The 17777-nt window shown below is 36.4% G+C and carries 11 protein-coding genes; 2 read left to right on the forward strand and 9 right to left on the reverse strand.

Annotated features, from left to right (window positions below):
- Positions 1-131: 131 nt before the first annotated feature.
- Entirely contained in the window at positions 132-1205 is a 1074-nt protein-coding gene (locus ACREWB_RS15920) for a tetratricopeptide repeat-containing glycosyltransferase family 2 protein (RefSeq protein WP_431548443.1), read from the forward strand.
- A 74-nt stretch (positions 1206-1279) separates the two neighbouring features.
- Here the strand turns inward: ACREWB_RS15920 and ACREWB_RS15925 are convergent, their stop codons facing one another.
- From ACREWB_RS15925 to rfbF, 7 genes are read right to left on the reverse strand one after another with little or no spacing between them, the layout of a single operon-like run.
- A complete protein-coding gene (locus tag ACREWB_RS15925) occupies positions 1280-2185 on the reverse strand; it encodes a glycosyltransferase family 2 protein (RefSeq protein WP_431548444.1) in 906 nt (301 codons plus the stop codon).
- 20 nt (positions 2186-2205) lie between these two features.
- Entirely contained in the window at positions 2206-3558 is a 1353-nt protein-coding gene (gene rfbH, locus ACREWB_RS15930) for a lipopolysaccharide biosynthesis protein RfbH (protein WP_431548445.1), read from the reverse strand.
- A 49-nt stretch (positions 3559-3607) separates the two neighbouring features.
- On the reverse strand, positions 3608-5077 hold the full coding sequence (locus ACREWB_RS15935) for a glycosyltransferase (protein WP_431548446.1): 1470 nt from the start codon (positions 5075-5077) through the stop codon (positions 3608-3610).
- A gap of 10 nt (positions 5078-5087) precedes the next feature.
- Positions 5088-6854 (reverse strand): biosynthetic-type acetolactate synthase large subunit, encoded by a 1767-nt coding sequence (ilvB, locus tag ACREWB_RS15940; protein WP_431548447.1) that lies wholly within the window; start codon positions 6852-6854, stop codon positions 5088-5090.
- A gap of 11 nt (positions 6855-6865) precedes the next feature.
- Positions 6866-7804, reverse strand: coding sequence for an NAD-dependent epimerase/dehydratase family protein (locus ACREWB_RS15945; RefSeq protein WP_431548448.1), 939 nt, complete (start codon positions 7802-7804; stop codon positions 6866-6868).
- A 1-nt stretch (position 7805) separates the two neighbouring features.
- Positions 7806-8909, reverse strand: coding sequence for a CDP-glucose 4,6-dehydratase (rfbG, locus tag ACREWB_RS15950; protein WP_431548449.1), 1104 nt, complete (start codon positions 8907-8909; stop codon positions 7806-7808).
- Positions 8891-9661, reverse strand: a complete 771-nt coding sequence (gene rfbF / locus ACREWB_RS15955) for a glucose-1-phosphate cytidylyltransferase (protein WP_431548450.1) — start codon at positions 9659-9661, stop codon at positions 8891-8893. The genes rfbG and rfbF overlap by 19 nt, the downstream gene beginning before the upstream one ends.
- A 197-nt stretch (positions 9662-9858) precedes the next feature.
- Between rfbF and rfbA the strand changes: the two genes are divergently transcribed.
- The gene (gene rfbA, locus ACREWB_RS15960; protein WP_431548451.1) at positions 9859-10740 is read left to right on the forward strand and encodes a glucose-1-phosphate thymidylyltransferase RfbA; all 882 of its coding nucleotides are present in this window, start codon (positions 9859-9861) and stop codon (positions 10738-10740) included.
- A gap of 85 nt (positions 10741-10825) precedes the next feature.
- Here rfbA and ACREWB_RS15965 read toward each other — a convergent pair whose 3' ends face one another.
- Positions 10826-12037, reverse strand: coding sequence for a hypothetical protein (locus ACREWB_RS15965; protein WP_431548452.1), 1212 nt, complete (start codon positions 12035-12037; stop codon positions 10826-10828).
- Between the two features lie 75 nt (positions 12038-12112).
- Positions 12113-17641, reverse strand: coding sequence for a beta strand repeat-containing protein (locus tag ACREWB_RS15970; protein ID WP_431548453.1), 5529 nt, complete (start codon positions 17639-17641; stop codon positions 12113-12115).
- Between the last annotated feature and the right edge of the window lie 136 nt (positions 17642-17777).

The following is a 17777-nucleotide window of genomic DNA, read 5'->3' on the forward strand; positions in this document are numbered from 1 at the left end:
ATCAAATTATGCTTCAACTACATATTATGCTAGTAATTAAAAAGCGTACCTTTACATTTTTATTCATAAATATGTTTCTTATTTTAAACCAAAGCATATTATATACTGTAGATTTTTCTTAGGAGGTTTATATGGTAACTATAAGTTTATGTATGATTGTAAAAAATGAAGAAGATGTTTTAGGTAGGTGCCTGGACTGTGCTCTAGATATTGTTGACGAAATAATCATAGTAGACACAGGTTCTACCGATAACACAAAAAAAATTGCAAATGAATATACAGATAAAATATTTGATTTCAAGTGGATAGATGATTTTTCTGCTGCTAGAAATTTCTCTTATTCTAAAGCAAAAATGGATTTTATTCTTTGGTTAGATGCAGATGATGTCATTCTGGAAGAAGATATCAAAAAATTTAAAGAACTCAAACAGAGTCTAACTTTAGATGTAGATAATGTAATGATGATGTATAATGTAGCCTTTGATGCAAATGGAACAGTAACCTTATCATATTTTAGAGAACGCTTATCAAAAAGAACAAATAATTCTAAATGGTCGGAGCCTGTTCACGAATGCCTAATAATGGGCGGAAATATTAAGAATGTAGATATTTGCATAACACATAGAAAAGAACATGGGGCAGTACCAGGTAGAAATATATCAATTTATAAAAAATTACTGTCAGAGGGAAAACCTCTGAGTCCAAGAGGTCTTTTCTATTATTCCAGAGAACTTCATCAAAATGGATTTATAGAAGATGCAATAAAATATTTTAATGAATTTTTAGACACAGAAAAAGGATGGGTAGAGGATAATATAAGTTCCTGTTTTGATCTTTCTAAGTGTTATAACATTATAGGTGATAAAAAAAGTATGCTTAAAATATTACTTAGAAGCTTTGAATATGATACTCCAAGGGCTGAGATATGCTGTAATATAGGAACTTACTATTTTGAATATGGTGATTTTAATAAGGCTATCGTATGGTATAAGATAGCAGCAGAACTTGATAAGCCAGTTAATGGCTGGGGCTTTATATCTCATGATTTCTGGGGTTATATACCCAATATACAGCTTTCGGTTTGCTATGACAGATTAGGTAATAGAGATGAGTCGATTAAGTATAATGATAAAGCAGCTGAATATAAACCTAACTCTGCAGCAGTGATTGCAAATAGAGATTATTATAAACGAACTGCTATATAAATTATTATTGAATATGGTTATTAAAAATAACAAATAATTGAGGTTATGTTCTTGAGAACATAACCTCAATTATTTTAATTTTTCAAATCAAAAATAGACTTAAGTTCTTCTAATTTGCTATCAAAGTAAGGCTCACTTGAATAATATTCTGTAAATATATCAATTCCTCCATCTATACTTAATGGTAGTCTACTTTGTATTATCCAACGAATCAATGGAAAGGTAATACCTAATGAAGCAATTTTATGATATGCTATCTCTTCCACCGTTAATCCATTATTTTTAAAGCTATATAATATATCTAAATAATTTCTTATAGCTACTTCCATAATATTATATCCAGATGCGCCTGCCGACCCAGTATCCGCTCTATTAATTTGTCCACTTAAAATACAGTAGTTTGGATTATTTCTTAACAGTTCAAGTTGTATATATATGTGGTTAAGATTTGAGTATAGAAATTTTTCCTTTTGGCGAATTTTCTTATAGGCATCATTTTTTATAACCATACCAGAAATCCACCCTCCAGTTCCTGAATCTATTTGATAATTACTCATACCCATGCCACGTTTTATATTTAATGAATGCCACTTCATTGACAAATACATTAAATCACAATCTCTATTAGAGTTAATCATATTAATTATTGTATAATAAACTCCTTCATTAAAATAATCATCATCACCGTGTAAATTAATATATTCTCCCTTTGATAGTTCTAATACCTTTTGTATATTTTTTGATACACCTATATTCGTTGGATTTTTATAATATACTAATGTTTGATATTTCTGCTTAAATTCTTCAATAATTGTAGAAGTATTATCTGCAGAGTCATTGTCGCATACTAAAACTTCTACTCTAGAATCATTACCAACCTCCGAGTATATATTCTCAAGGCACTTTCTCAAAAATTCAGCTCTATTATAAGTGGGGATTCCTATAGTCAAAATAGGCCTTGTTTTATCATTCTTATCCATGAAACCATTCTCCATTTTTATTATTTTTTACTTATATTCTTTAAAATATATTCCTCAATGTTCGATGTCATATAATTTATCATATCCTCAGTTATTCCAGGATACACACCTACCCAAAATGAATTAGTAGTAATTAAATCTGTATTTTTTAGTTCTCCTACAATTCTATATGAATCCTTATTATTTTTATATTCTTCAAATAATGGTTGCCTTGTAATGTTTCCTGCAAAAAGTAATCTGGTTTGAATTCCTTTATCCTCTAAATATTCAAGCAAATCCTTTCTATTTATAGATGGATCTTTAATTGTAATTAAAAATCCAAACCAACTAGGCTTAGAGTATTTCTCAGCAACAGGTAAAATTAAATATTCATCTAAATGCTTTAATTTATTTTTTAAAAGTTCCCAGTTTTCTCTTCTGCTTTTTATAAATTTTGGCAGTTTCTTAAGCTGTGCGCAACCTATAGACGCTTGCATTTCTGTAACTTTTAAATTATATCCTAAATGTGAATAGATATATTTATGATCATATCCAAGAGGCATATCTCCATACTTTATAGCAAACCTTTTCTTACAAGTATTATCACATCCTGATTTGCAGTAACAATCTCTTCCCCAATCTCTAAAAGATTCTACAATTCTATTTAAGATAGCACTATTAGTATATACAGCTCCCCCTTCTCCCATAGTAATATGATGTGGAGGATAGAAGCTTGAAGTTCCTATATCTCCAATGGTACCCGTATATTTTAACTCTCCTTTAAATTCATATTGTGAACCAAGGGCGTCACAATTATCTTCTATTAACCATAATTTATTCTTATCACAAAATTCTTTAACTCTTTCTAAATTAAAAGGATTCCCAAGTGTATGCGCTATAACAACAGCTTTAGTCTTTTCAGATAAGGCATCTTCTAATAAATTAACGTCAATATTATAAGTTGGTAGTGTTATGTCTACAAATACTGGCACTGCTCCATATTGCAATATAGGCGCTATGGTAGTTGGAAAACCTGCTGCTACTGTTATAACTTCATCACCTTTTTTTATTCTCCTGTTTTTTAATTTAGGAGATGTTAGTGCCATAAATGCAAGAAGATTTGCTGATGAGCCTGAATTTACTAATGAACAATATTTTACCCCTAAGAAATCTGCAAACTCATTTTCAAATTTATCACAAAATCTACCAGTAGTAAGCCAAAAATCTAGAGTAGCCTCCGTGAGATTTATCATTTCATCTTCATCAAAATATCTTCCTCCATAGTTTATTTTATTACCCTCTTTCCATTCTTCTTTATTTTTAAAAACCTCATTGTAATATTCTTTAACATTTTCTATTATTTTAAGTCTTAAACTGTTTTCTTTGTTTGACAATTATATGCCCCCTCTTATGGTAGATAGTTATATATTGAATTCTTCTTACTCACTCACTTGCCTCTGGAATATGTGTTTCATCACCTATCCAAAAATCCATAATACCTGTTGTGTTTTCTCTTATATATACAGGTTGCTTTATCTTTATTTTTATATTCTTTGTTCTTTGCTGATGTACTAAAAAGATATTAAATAACCGTTCCCCTAAATAGGCGAAATCCTTAACATTGTACTCAGGATTTAATCTCTTCTTAAGCTCTTCAAAAATATCCATTATCCAAGTCATATAACTATCAAATAAATCTCCTGTCATAATAAATAAATTAATATAATATACTTCATTGCTAAAAAGTGCTGCATAGCAATCTACTTCATAACTTGGATACTTTTCTTTAATAATTTCTAAAGCCGTATTTAAATATGAACTTTTATGCCACCTATTATATTGGTTCCACATATTACCTAGTCCAAACATTCTGAAATTTAAAGACGTAGGAAGTAATACATCGCAATCTTCAAGAAGATTCTCTAATTCCTCCTTATTCCAACCATATTTATTTATTGCCTCACTAAAATTATTACAACCAGCTACATTATCCTTAAAGGATATATATCTTCGATATTGAAAGAATCCTACATACTTTGGTATTTTTCTATTTTTCCATACCCAGTAGTAGGTTGTGAACTCAGCAAATAGTGGATTTTCATTAGAAATGTTATCTCCTTCATCAGAGCATAATATATTGTAATCATTTGGGACAATTTCTCTTTTAGTAAATATGGGTGTAAACATTTCAGATTCTATCATTTTATAAGGTTTATGACTAATAACATAGATATCCACTAACTCATTTAAGTTCACAGCTTTATGGTAATTTTTTATATATATCAATCTATTTTCATCAAATCCATTCATTGTATTTACAATACCGCAGTCATGGGTACACCAAGGAGTATTTTGTTTTGGTACAACTACTTTATACCCTCTCTTTTTAAACTCCATGCATTGTGATAAATCATAAAAATGCCAACCCTTAAATATATCTTCCCTCCAAGGAATATCATATTGGGTTATTATTATTAATCCATCAACCCCATCCACCTCATTATATTCTGATTCTGTTTCATTAAATTTAAGTAATGCCATCTTTCCTGTATGACTTTCATAAACCTTTCCTACTAACTCAGAGCCCTCCCACCATATTCCATTATCTGGTATAGTTTTAGTTCCACACATTCCAATAACACCTATACTATCTAAACTAAACACCTTTAATATATCATCTATAAAATTAATATTTATAATAGATACATCTTGATGAAGATATACTTTATATTTAGAATCACAGCTATTCATAGCATTGTTATAGGCTTTAGTTAAGTATTCTGCATTTCTTATGGGAATTATTTCGATTTGAAAATCATTAGGTACTATTAAATTATTTATATGAAATTCGCAATCTCTAAACGTTGCTTCATCATTGACTGCTATTATAAAACTAATCTTATTATTATTCATACTTAGCCCCTTATAATTCAGACTTATACATATCAATTATCATGTTTTCTTCAAGTTCCACTCTATCTAAAAGCGGTTCTTGGTCTTCTATTGGCCTGCCCATACCCAATTTGGGTGTTACATAAGTTATATTTTTAAGCTCCACCTCAATAACATAGCTTTCATCATCATTTAACTTTTCTTTTAATTCATTCATATGACTTTCATCACTTATTTTAAATGATTTTATACCATAAGCCTCACTAATTTTTGTAAAATCAGGAGCAGAATATCCGTCTATAGTTCCATAATAATTTGATTCAAAATACATTTCTTGAAAATGTCTAATCATTCCTAAAGCTTTATTGTTCATGATAATAATTTTTATAGGTATTTTTTCCCGGACTATAGTTTGTAGTTCTTGAATATTCATTTGAATACCACCATCACCAGTAATAGCAACTATTTTAGAATTTGATCTAGCATACCATGCTCCTATAGCTGATGGTAGTCCAAAGCCCATTGCTCCCATTCCACCTGCATTTAATAATCTTTGATTTTTTTTCAGCTTCAGTGACTGAGATGCCCAAATTTGGTTTTGACCTATATCTAAACAAATAATAGAATTTTCATCAAGCATTTCACTTATTTTATTTATAAAATCATTAGGATTTATTTCACTTGTATTTTTTTGAGTTTCATATGATGGGTACATTTTTTTGTAGCTATTTATTTTATCTATCCAAGAACTAAAATCGAATTTATAACATGAATTTATTAATTTCTGATTTAATTTATCAATAAATAGTTCTAAATCACATTCAATGCTTAAATCTTCTTTTACCTTAATATTAAGCTCATTTTTATCTATATCTACATGAACTATTTTAGCTTCTCTTGCAAAACTATCGGTTATAGCACTTGTCTGCCTTGTTGTTAATCTTGACCCTAGAACTAATAGTAAATCACAATTAGCTACTGCTAGATTTGAATACCTAGTTCCATAAGCTCCCATATAACCTACATAGCATTTGTGCTCATGATTTACGCTGTCTATTCCCATTAACGTGCATGCTACAGGAATACCCGTCAGTTCTATGAGTTTTTCTAGTTTTTCCTCTGCCTTTGCAAGCCTAATACCTCCACCAGCTAGTATCACAGGTCTTTTACTCTTTTTTATTAACTCTATTAAGCTTTGCACTTCTTCTATATTTACTTGGGTCTTTATTTCTTTTTTATATTCTTCTGAGTCATAAAAACCTACTAGATCATCTGGATTTATCTCTGCCCTTTGCACGTTCATAGGCAAATCTAATAAAACAGGTCCCGGTCTACCTGATTTTGCTATATAAACTGCCTTTTCTAAGAAAAATTTTATTTTTTCTGCAGATGTAATCATAACTGCATACTTGGTTATAGGTTTTATTATGCTTACTATATCAGTTTCTTGAAATCCTTCTTGCCTTATTTCCATTGACCTCTTATATTCATAGGTATTCACTTGACCAGTTATATACAAACAAGGAATAGAATCAAAATATGCACTTCCTATGCCTGTTATTAGATTTGTTGCTCCCGGTCCACTAGTAGCTGTGCATACTCCTATATCCCCGCTAACTCTTGCATAACCCTCAGCTGCAAATGCTGAAGCCTGTTCATGATAATTTGTTATAAATTTAATTCCCTCTGCTTTATATATTGAATCAACAAAATGCGTTATAGCCCCACCTTGATAGCCAAACACTGTAGTAACACCATTATCCTTTAAAAACTCTGCAACATAATCTGTTAGTTTCATAAAACTATCACCTACCTATAGAACTTTAAATTATCTTTAAACCAATTTATTGTATTATTTAATCCATCCCTTATTTCCACATTAGGTTTCCAGTTTAGTTTTTCATAAGCACTCTTATTATCACTAACCCACATAAGCGGCTCATATTGCCTATTTAAATTTTCTTCCCAATCTATTTTCACATCTTTTCCAATTAAATTCTTTACAGTACTTACAATCTCTTCAATTGTATATTGTGTTCCACTTCCTACATTAAATATTTCTCCATGGGAGTTTACTCGCTTGCTTGCAGCTAAGTAAGCTTCCATTACATCATCTATAAATATAAAGTCTCTCACAGAATCTTTTCGTGATAATTTAATCTCATTTCCAATGAGGCAGGAGGTAATAACTGTAGGTATCAATCTTGTTTTAGCATCATAATATCCATAGGGTGAAAATAGTCTAAGGGTTACTAGAGGTATTTTATTGATTTTCGCATATGTGCTGCATAAAATAGTCCCAGCTGCCTTACTGGCACCATACATATTATTAGGTGCCACATTCATCTCTTCGCTCATTGGCTGAGTCTTCTCTCCATATTCAGAAGAGCTACTAGTATTTACAAACATTTCAATACCTTTTCTAGAAAATTCCCTGAATAAATTAAAGGTTCCAATAACATTTGTATTTATCACATCTTCAACTTTATTTTGATAATGATACCCTCCATAAGTCGCTAAATGATAAATTTTATCTACACTTATATCACTAGCGAGTTTTGCTATTTTCTCACTATTTAGCAAACTTAAATTATGAATTTCTATATCCTCTAATATGCCTCCCAGTCTCCATAAATCAGTATTATCCCTTGTTATAACATGAATTTTATAGTTTTCTTTAAGTAATCTTCGAGTTAAGGAGGCTCCTACAAAGCCGCTAGCCCCTGTGATTAATACGGATTTCTCCATATCAAATTACCTCTTGAACTATTTTATTACAGTAACTTTTTATTTGATTAACACATAAATCAAACACGTCTTTGTCCTTATAATTTTTATACCAATCCACTGTATATTCTATTGCCTCATCTATATATAATTTAGGCTCCCAACATAACTTAACCCTTGCTTTAGTGCAATCCAAACATAATAAATTTGCCTCATGCACTGCTTCTTTATTAGATATATCTATCCATTTACCTTTTCCCCATTTATTAATAATGATATCAGCAACAGTCTTTACTGAAACTATAGAATCAATATTGGGTCCAAAATTCCAACCACTACAATAACTCACACCATCGACATACATCTTTGACGCAAGCAGTAAATATCCACTTAAAGGTTCAAGTACATGTTGCCACGGTCTAACTGCCTTTGGATTTCTAATTTCAATATCTTTATTTTCCTCTAAAGCCCTTATGCAATCTGGTATTATTCTATCCTTGGACCAATCACCGCCACCAATAACGTTTCCTGCCCTAACTGATGCTATTGCTGTACCGTGTTTATCATAATTATTAGTATTAAAAAATGAATTTCTATAAGACGCTATAAGAATTTCTGAACAAGCTTTGCTGGAGCTATACGGATCGTACCCACCCATAGGATCTGTTTCCCTATATGGCCAAATTTGTTCTTTATTTTCATAACATTTATCCGTTGTAATCATTATTCCAATCTTTACAGAATCAGTATTCCTTATACACTCTAATACATTTAGAGTCCCCATAACATTTACATCGTAGGTTTCTTTTGGAATTTCATAAGAAAGTCTTACAAGTGCTTGAGCTGCAAGATGAAATACTATCTCTGGCTTATATTTCGTAAATACTTCTTGCAAATATTGTCGATTTCTTATGTCGCCCCTTATATCTATTATTTTTTCCTTTAATCCAGTTACAATGAAATTGTCCTTTTCTGTATATAGATCTAAGCCATAGCCAACAACCTTAGCTCCTAATTCATTTAACCAAATTGAAAGCCATGACCCTTTAAATCCCGTATGTCCAGTGATTAATACTCTTTTATTTTTATAAAAGCCATTAAACAAATCTACTCCCCGCTTCTCCATAAATGCTCTCCTTTGTCCCATAATTTATTTACAGCTTCAACATCTTTAAAAGTATCTATAGCAGTCCAGAAGCCATTATGCTCATATACTGCAAGCTGTTTATCTTTTGCTAGATTTCTTATAGGTTCTTGTTCAAAAAAGCAATCTTCACTTGGCAAATATTTAAAAACTTCTTTATTTAATACCATAAAACCCCCGTTGACCATATCTTTTAAGATAGGCTTTTCTTTAAAGTCCAAAACAATCCCATCTTCAACCTCCATAAACCCAAAAGTCGAAATAGGATTTACTCCTGTGAGTGTTCCAATTCTACCTTTTTTTCTATGAAATTCTAAAAGCTCTAAGATATTTATGTTGCTTAATCCATCTCCATAAGTTAACATAAATTCCTCATCATCTATATATTTTTCTACTTTTTTAAGTCTTCCACCGGTCATAGTTTCAATTCCTGTATCAACAATAGTGACATTCCACTTTTCCTCTTCCTGTGTAAGATATTCTAATTTTCTACCACCATCGAAATGTAATGTAAAATCATTATTTCTCCAGTACATATCCATAAAATATTGCTTTATCATTTCCCCTTTGTATCCAACGCATAAAATAAAGTCATTAAATCCATATCTTGAAAATATTTTCATTATGTGCCATAAAATAGGTTTGCCTCCAATATCAACTAACGGCTTAGGCCGATATTCTGTCTCTTCTCGCATACGTGTTCCTTTGCCACCACAAAGTATTACTACTTTCATTAAATTTCACCACCATAATTAATTAAGAAAATCTTGTTTATATATCTCTATATTTTATGATAACTTCAAGTAAAAGTTCATAATTACAAGAAAACTTTACATGATTTTTAGTTTTCTTAATTATTAGTATTAATAATACACAAGAAGATAAATAGTCAACTATAATAATTAAGATAAACTTTCTCAGGAGGCAAATTATGAAAGGAATTATTTTAGCAGGAGGATATGGTACACGTCTTTACCCAATAACAAAATCAATATCAAAACAAATATTACCTATATATGATAAACCTATGATTTATTACCCATTATCAGTATTAATGCTTGCGGGTATAAAAGAAATATTAATTATTTCAACCCCTAGAGATATTACTACTTTTAAGGAATTACTTTCTGATGGTAGTTTTATAGGTATTAATCTTCAATATGTTGTTCAGATGTCACCTCGCGGCCTAGCAGATGCATTTATAATAGGAGAAGAATTTATAGGGGAAGATAATGTAGCTTTAATACTTGGAGATAATATATTTCACGGTTATGGATTTACCCAAAGACTTAGGACTGCTGCAAATAGAAAAGAAGGTGCTACTATTTTTGGATACCATGTAAGTAATCCAAAAGAATTTGGAATAGTTGAGTTCGATGAAGACAATAATATAGTTTCCATTGAAGAAAAACCAGAAAAACCAAAATCAAACTTTGCTGTTTGTGGCCTGTATTTTTATGATAATGATGTAATAGACATTGCTAAAAATGTTATACCCTCTGCTAGAGGTGAACTAGAAATCACATCAGTAAATAACGACTACTTAAAAAGAAAGAAATTAAAAGTAGAACTAATGGGAAGAGGTATGGCCTGGCTTGATACAGGAACCCACAGAGGCTTACTCGATGCGGCAAATTTTGTAGAAGCAATACAAACAAGGCAAGGATTATATGTGGCTTGTATAGAGGAAATAGCTTATGTTAATGGCTTTATAGATAGAGATCAACTTTTGAAAATATCTAAGCCTTTAATAAAAACGGAATACGGTAAATATCTATTAAAAATAGCATCTGAAGATGATAAAAATATTTAATAATAGAGGCCTTCAAAATATTATTGAAGGCCCCATAAAACAAGCTAATACAATTTTATTACTTGATTAATTGTACCAAATTAATTTACCAACTCTCTGTTACACTAAATGATGCATTTACTGTATTTGTAGCAAAACCCGCGATTCTAACCACGGCTAACGTAACTATAGCATTATCGGGGAGATCAAAACTTAATAATTCAGCAGTAGCTAACACTGACGATATTACTCCTGCTCCAGAGGTAATCCCTTGGAATATTACTTCTCCACCAGTAATGGTTGTAGATGTCCTGTTTACTAAGAGAGCAGTTTCACTATCAGGAATTATAGTAGTGGCCGTTGGATAATTTACAAATGTGCCATTAACGGTTCCCCCAAGTAGTACTTGATAGGCCAAATCAGCGCCTGACGAGATAATATTAATTTCTTCTAAACTAACCTCAACTGAGTTTGTTCTTGCTGACGCCGCTGGAAAAACTGCTTTTCTAGCAAAGGATATAACAGGTGTCAAAGTAGTAGTGACATTACTAACAGTCCTTCGCTCAGAGGTTACTCTAAAGGTAGGCTCATATTTCCCAATTATACTGTATTGTCTTCCTCCTACAAATAAATTAAAGCTAGTAGCTGTTCCAGCGTTATTAATTTGTGCTCTTAAAGGTTGATTTGGGTCGATAAAACTTGTTTGACCCGTTGGTGAAAATCGATTAACCGTAATAACTTCTTGAGCTAAAGTAGTTGGATCAGGTAATACTACCCTAAATTCGATGACACCATACCCATACCAAGTAAAAACGATTTGAAATATATTCCCTTCAGAAAGTGTTAATGTTGCTCCACTTGGTCCTGTTCCATCTAACTTATCAACATTCCAGGCGGACTGATTAATTACTGTATCGACACCTCCCCTTCGCACCGTTATAAAGGTATTTACGCTATTGGCACCAAAGAAAGCACCATTTTGACTATCAAATAACCCCCATAGAGCAATTTGATTTCCTGTTGGCAAAATAGGAATACGAACACCTATCCCTGCTTCTCCTGCATAACCAGGCTCATATCTTCCTCTCATTGCACTCTCTAAAATCGCAGAATCTGCTCCACTTGCTGTAGTGTTGACACTATATTCTGTAGACGTATTTGTAACTGTTCCGCCACCTGTCGTATTAACAACGTCTCTTAAATCAGATACTCCATACACAGACGTTAATTCTATAATTGGAGATTTTCTTGCAACTCTTAGCTCATTAAATTGCGAGCTTACAGTTGGACCAACATTTGAAATAATAATATCCGACATTAAAATTTCCTCCTTTTAAAAATAGGGAGAAATCAATATTTCTATTTCTCCCTTTCTATCTTTATACTTACCTTTTTACCACTCCTCAGTAACTTGGAAAGTAGCTGAAACAGAATTAGTTCCACCTGCCAAATTTAAAACGGCCAATGTTACGGTTTCAGTATCAGGTAACTGGAAATCTAGTAAACTAGCTGATGCTAGTGTACGACCAAAGAAACTAGCTCCAGCTACCAACCCCTGTATTAGTACTTGACCACCTGAAATGCTAGTTAACGTGCTGTTTACTTGCAGCGCCGTCTCATTAAGAGGAATATTAGTGGTTGCTGTTGGATAATTTACAAATGCTCCTCCAACGATTGTACCACCCAATATTATCTGATAAGAAATATCGTCAGAAGTTATAAGATCAATACCTTCCAGTTTCACACTAACGGAGTTAGTCCTTCCTGAACCTGAAGGGAAAACTGTTTTTCGCCTAAATGAAATTACAGGAGTCAATGTTGCTGTAGCTGTTACTGTCCTTCTTTCAGAAGTTATACGGAAAGTAGGTTCATAGTTACCTATTATGCTGTACTGTCTTCCACCTACAAATAAATTAAATGCACTGGCTGTTCCATTATTAGAGATTTCTGCACGTAGGGGTAGATTTGGATCAGCAAAACTCGTTTGTCCCGTTGGTGAATATCTATTAACTGTAATAACTTGTTGAGCTAGAGTAGTTGGATCAGGTATTACCACCCTGAATTCAATAACACCATAACCATACCAAGTAAATACAATTTGAAATATATTTCCCCTTGAAAGTGTCAAAATTGCTCCACTTGGTCCTGTACCATCTAGTTTATCTACATTCCATGAAGCCTGTGGAACAATAGTGTCAACGCCAGCTCTTCTAATGTCTATGAAAATACCATTCGTTACACTTTGACCGAAGAAAGCACCGTTTTGATCATCAAAAAGTCCCCATCTTGCCACTTGTGCGCCAGTTGGAGCAAGTGGTAACCGTACACCTAAGCCTGCTTCCCCAGCATATCCAGGCTCGTATCTTCCTCTCTCCGAGCTGTTTAATGCTGCGCTATCTGCACCATTTGCTGTAGTCGTTAGTTGAAACTCGGTATTATTACTTCCTACTGTGCCTACACCTGTAGTTATAGTAATATCTCTTAGGTTAGATAATCCATAGACTGAAATCAATTCAATAATTGGTGTTTTTTCTACTGTTCTTAATTCATTGAATTGTGAACTAACAGTAGGTCCTACATTCGCTATTGTTGCTGAAGAATCAAAAGTACCAGTTGCTCCTGTGGCTCCGGTATCTCCAGTTGTTCCTGTAGCACCAGTTATTCCGGTTGCTCCAGTGGCTCCTGTTACTCCAGTTATTCCTGTTACTCCTGTTTCACCAGTTGCCCCTGTGGTTCCGGTATCGCCAGTTGACCCTGTAACTCCAGTTATTCCTGTTGCTCCGGTTACTCCAGTATCACCAGTAACTCCAGTTGCCCCTGTTGCTCCGGTATCCCCTGTGGTTCCAGTTGATCCTGTGGCTCCAGTAATTCCTGTTACACCTGTTGCGCCAGTATCCCCTGTGAAACCAGTGGCTCCAGTAACTCCAGTTGATCCTGTTGCTCCTGTTGGACCTGTAGCTCCCGTTAAACCTGTTTCACCAGTTGCTCCGGTTATTCCTGTGTTTCCAGTATCGCCAGTCGTTCCTGTAGCACCAGTTATTCCTGTTGCTCCGGTTGCTCCAGTATCACCAGTAACTCCAGTTGCCCCTGTGGCTCCAGTATCCCCTGTGGCTCCGGTATCGCCAGTTGTTCCTGTAGCACCAGTTATTCCTGTTGCTCCAGTTGCTCCAGAATCACCAGTAACTCCAGTTTCTCCAGTTTCACCTGTAACTCCAGTTTCTCCAGTTTCACCTGTAGCTCCAGTTTCACCTGTAGCTCCGGTATCCCCTGTGGCTCCTGTAGCACCAGTAATTCCGGTTACTCCTGTTTCACCAGTTGCCCCAGTTGCCCCAGTTGCCCCAGTTGCGCCGGTATCCCCAGTGGCTCCAGTTACTCCAGTTTCGCCAGTTGTTCCTGTAGCTCCAGTTACTCCCGTGGTTCCGGTATCGCCAGTCGTTCCTGTTGCACCAGTTATTCCTGTTGCACCAGTTATTCCTGTTGCTCCGGTTTCTCCAGTATCACCAGTAACTCCAGTTACCCCTGTTGCTCCTGTTACCCCTGTGGTTCCTGTTTCACCAGTAACTCCAGTTGATCCTGTGGCTCCAGTAATTCCTGTTACCCCTGTTACTCCTGTTGCGCCAGTAACCCCTGTGAAACCAGTGGCTCCAGTATCTCCTGTAAATCCGGCAACTCCTGTTACACCTGTTGTTCCAGTATTACCAGTTGACCCTGTTAGACCTGTTGCCCCAGTTTCACCAGTAGCACCAGTAATTCCTGTTTCTCCGGTTACTCCAGTAATTCCTGTTGCCCCTGTTACACCTGTTGTTCCTGTAGCACCAGTAACTCCAGTTGACCCTGTTGACCCTGTTTCACCAGTTACTCCAGTGGCTCCGGTATCGCCAGTTATTCCTGTAGCACCAGTTATTCCTGTAGCACCAGTATCTCCAGTTGCGCCGGTATCCCCTGTGGTTCCAGTTGCTCCAGTGGCTCCTGTTTCACCAGTAATTCCTGTTACCCCTGTTACTCCTGTTGTTCCGGTTGCTCCAGTATCACCAGTAACTCCAGTTGACCCTGTTTCACCAGTTACTCCAGTTACTCCAGTGGCTCCGGTATCGCCAGTTATTCCTGTTGCGCCAGTATCCCCTGTGAAACCAGTGGCTCCAGTATCGCCAGTTGACCCTGTAACTCCATTTATTCCTGTTGTTCCGGTTACTCCAGTATCACCAGTAACTCCAGTTGACCCTGTTGACCCTGTAGCACCAGTAATTCCTGTTACTCCTGTTTCACCAGTTGCTCCTGTAATTCCAGTGGCTCCTGTTTCACCAATAACTCCAGTTACCCCTGTTGCTCCGGTATCCCCTGTGGTTCCTGCTTCACCAGTAACTCCAGTTGATCCTGTGGCTCCAGTTGACCCTGTTGACCCTGTTTCACCAGTTACTCCAGTGGCTCCGGTATCGCCAGTTATTCCTGTAGCACCAGTAATTCCGGTTACTCCTGTTTCACCAGTTGCCCCAGTTGCCCCAGTTGCCCCAGTTGCGCCGGTATCCCCAGTGGCTCCAGTTACTCCAGTTTCGCCAGTTGTTCCTGTAGCTCCAGTTACTCCCGTGGTTCCGGTATCGCCAGTCGTTCCTGTTGCACCAGTTATTCCTGTTGCTCCGGTTTCTCCAGTATCACCAGTTACCCCTGTTGCTCCTGTTACCCCTGTGGTTCCTGTTTCACCAGTAACTCCAGTTGACCCTATTGACCCTGTTTCACCAGTTACTCCAGTTACTCCAGTGGTTCCAGTATCGCCAGTCGCTCCTGTAGCACCAGTTATTCCTATTGCTCCGGTTTCTCCGGTTACTCCTGTTGTGCCAGTATCTCCTGTTGACCCTGTAACTCCATTTATTCCTGTTGTTCCGGTTACTCCAGTATCACCAGTAACTCCAGTTAACCCTGTTGACCCTGTAGCACCAGTAATTCCTGTTACTCCTGTTTCACCAGTTGCTCCTGTAATTCCAGTGGCTCCTGTTTCACCAATAACTCCAGTTACCCCTGTTGCTCCGGTATCCCCTGTGGCTCCAGTTGCTCCAGTTGTTCCTGTGGTTCCTGTTTCACCAGTAACTCCAGTTACTCCCGTGGCTCCAGTAATTCCTGTTGCACCGATATCCCCTGTGGTTCCTGTAGCACCAGTAATTCCGGTTACTCCTGTTTCACCAGTTGCCCCAGTGGCTCCAGTTACTCCAGTTTCGCCAGTTGTTCCTGTAGCTCCAGTTACTCCCGTGTTTCCAGTATCGCCAGTCGTTCCGGTTGCTCCAGTATCACCAGTAACTCCAGTTGCCCCTGTGGCTCCGGTATCGCCAGTTGTTCCTGTAGCACCAGTAATTCCAGTTACTCCTGTTTCACCAGTTGTTCCAGTTGCCCCTGTAATTCCTGTGGCTCCGCTTACCCCAGTAGCTCCTGTTACTCCTGTTACTCCATTATCACCAGTTACACCAGTTGCCCCAATTGCTCCAGTTTCACCTGTAGCTCCGGTTGCGCCTGTTTCTCCAGTTACTCCAGTTGCCCCTGTAATTCCTGTGGCTCCGCTTACCCCAGTAGCTCCTGTTACTCCTGTTACTCCAGTTTCACCTGTAGCTCCCGTTAAACCTGTTTCACCAGTTGCTCCGGTTATTCCTGTGTTTCCAGTATCGCCAGTCGTTCCTGTAGCACCAGTTATTCCTGTTGCTCCAGTTGCTCCAGTATCACCAGTAACTCCAGTTTCTCCAGTTTCACCTGTAGCACCAGTTATTCCTGTTGCTCCGGTTTCTCCAGTATCACCAGTAACTCCAGTTACCCCTGTTGCTCCTGTTACCCCTGTGGTTCCTGTTTCACCAGTAACTCCAGTTGACCCTATTGACCCTGTTTCACCAGTTACTCCAGTTACTCCAGTTACTCCAGTGGTTCCAGTATCGCCAGTCGCTCCTGTAGCACCAGTTATTCCTATTGCTCCGGTTTCTCCGGTTACTCCTGTTGTGCCAGTATCTCCTGTGAAACCAGTAACTCCAGTTGATCCTGTGGCTCCAGTAATTCCTGTTACCCCTGTTGCCCCAGTTTCACCAGTAGCACCAGTAATTCCTGTTGCCCCTGTTACACCTGTTGTTCCTGTAGCACCAGTAACTCCAGTAACTCCAGTTGACCCTGTTGACCCTGTAGCACCAGTATCTCCAGTTGCGCCGGTATCCCCTGTGGTTCCTGTAGCACCAGTAATTCCTGTTACTCCTGTTTCACCAGTTGCCCCAATGGCTCCAGTTACTCCAGTTTCGCCAGTTGTTCCTGTAGCTCCAGTTACTCCCGTGGTTCCGGTATCGCCAGTCGTTCCTGTTGCAGCAGTTATTCCTGTTGCTCCGGTTGCTCCAGTGGCTCCGGTAGCACCAGTTATTCCCGTTGCTCCAGTTACTCCAGCGGCTCCGGTATCGCCAGTTATTCCTGTAGCTCCGGTTGCTCCAGTATCGCCAGTTGATCCAGTAGCACCAGTTTCCCCCGTTGCACCTGTATTCCCAGTTCCACTTCCTACCTCTTCTGGTATCTCACCTATTACTAAATTTGCTTTTATCGTTACCGCAGAAGAGTAAAGCACACTATTAGTAGTTTTATTTATTAACCTCAATGCTACTGGTGCAGAATTAACTTGTATAATAGCAAACCCAACAACCTCACCCTGTTTAACAGATGAATTTCCTATTAAATCATCACCATTAGATGATTGAATTGAAAACTTTATATTGCTTGACCCTAGACCTGCTTGTGTTGCTACCCACCAATTAATAAAATATCTTCCTGCTTTATTTATTATTATTTGACCATTTAATAGGTCATAAATTACGGCTCCATTGCTATCAATTACAGTGTCAAATAATACATTAGCATTTGCATTTACTGTTCCTGCTGCTTGTTTCTGAATTTGAAGGCTTATCGTATCCAAACTACTTCCCTCCTTATTTGCAATAAATTTTAACTTTATTGCTCATTCATAATATGATGTTAATTCATAATGTGCTATTAATTGAATCACCTCTATTAAATTGAATTCTTTCAAAATTATAAGAACCTATAAGAGT

The organism is Clostridium sp. (assembly GCF_050717635.1).
Lineage (GTDB): Bacteria > Bacillota > Clostridia > Clostridiales > Clostridiaceae > Clostridium_AD.

Excerpts from the sequence above, each read along its gene's own strand:
- ACREWB_RS15920 (WP_431548443.1), top strand. The coding sequence starts at position 132 with ATGGTAACTATAAGTTTATGTATGATTGTAAAAAATGAAGAAGATGTT.
- ACREWB_RS15925 (WP_431548444.1), bottom strand. The coding sequence starts at position 2,185 with ATGGATAAGAATGATAAAACAAGGCCTATTTTGACTATAGGAATCCCC.
- ACREWB_RS15935 (WP_431548446.1), bottom strand. The coding sequence starts at position 5,077 with ATGAATAATAATAAGATTAGTTTTATAATAGCAGTCAATGATGAAGCA.
- ilvB (WP_431548447.1), bottom strand. The coding sequence starts at position 6,854 with ATGAAACTAACAGATTATGTTGCAGAGTTTTTAAAGGATAATGGTGTT.
- ACREWB_RS15945 (WP_431548448.1), bottom strand. The coding sequence starts at position 7,804 with ATGGAGAAATCCGTATTAATCACAGGGGCTAGCGGCTTTGTAGGAGCC.
- rfbG (WP_431548449.1), bottom strand. The coding sequence starts at position 8,909 with ATGGAGAAGCGGGGAGTAGATTTGTTTAATGGCTTTTATAAAAATAAA.
- rfbF (WP_431548450.1), bottom strand. The coding sequence starts at position 9,661 with ATGAAAGTAGTAATACTTTGTGGTGGCAAAGGAACACGTATGCGAGAA.
- rfbA (WP_431548451.1), top strand. The coding sequence starts at position 9,859 with ATGAAAGGAATTATTTTAGCAGGAGGATATGGTACACGTCTTTACCCA.
- ACREWB_RS15965 (WP_431548452.1), bottom strand. The coding sequence starts at position 12,037 with ATGTCGGATATTATTATTTCAAATGTTGGTCCAACTGTAAGCTCGCAA.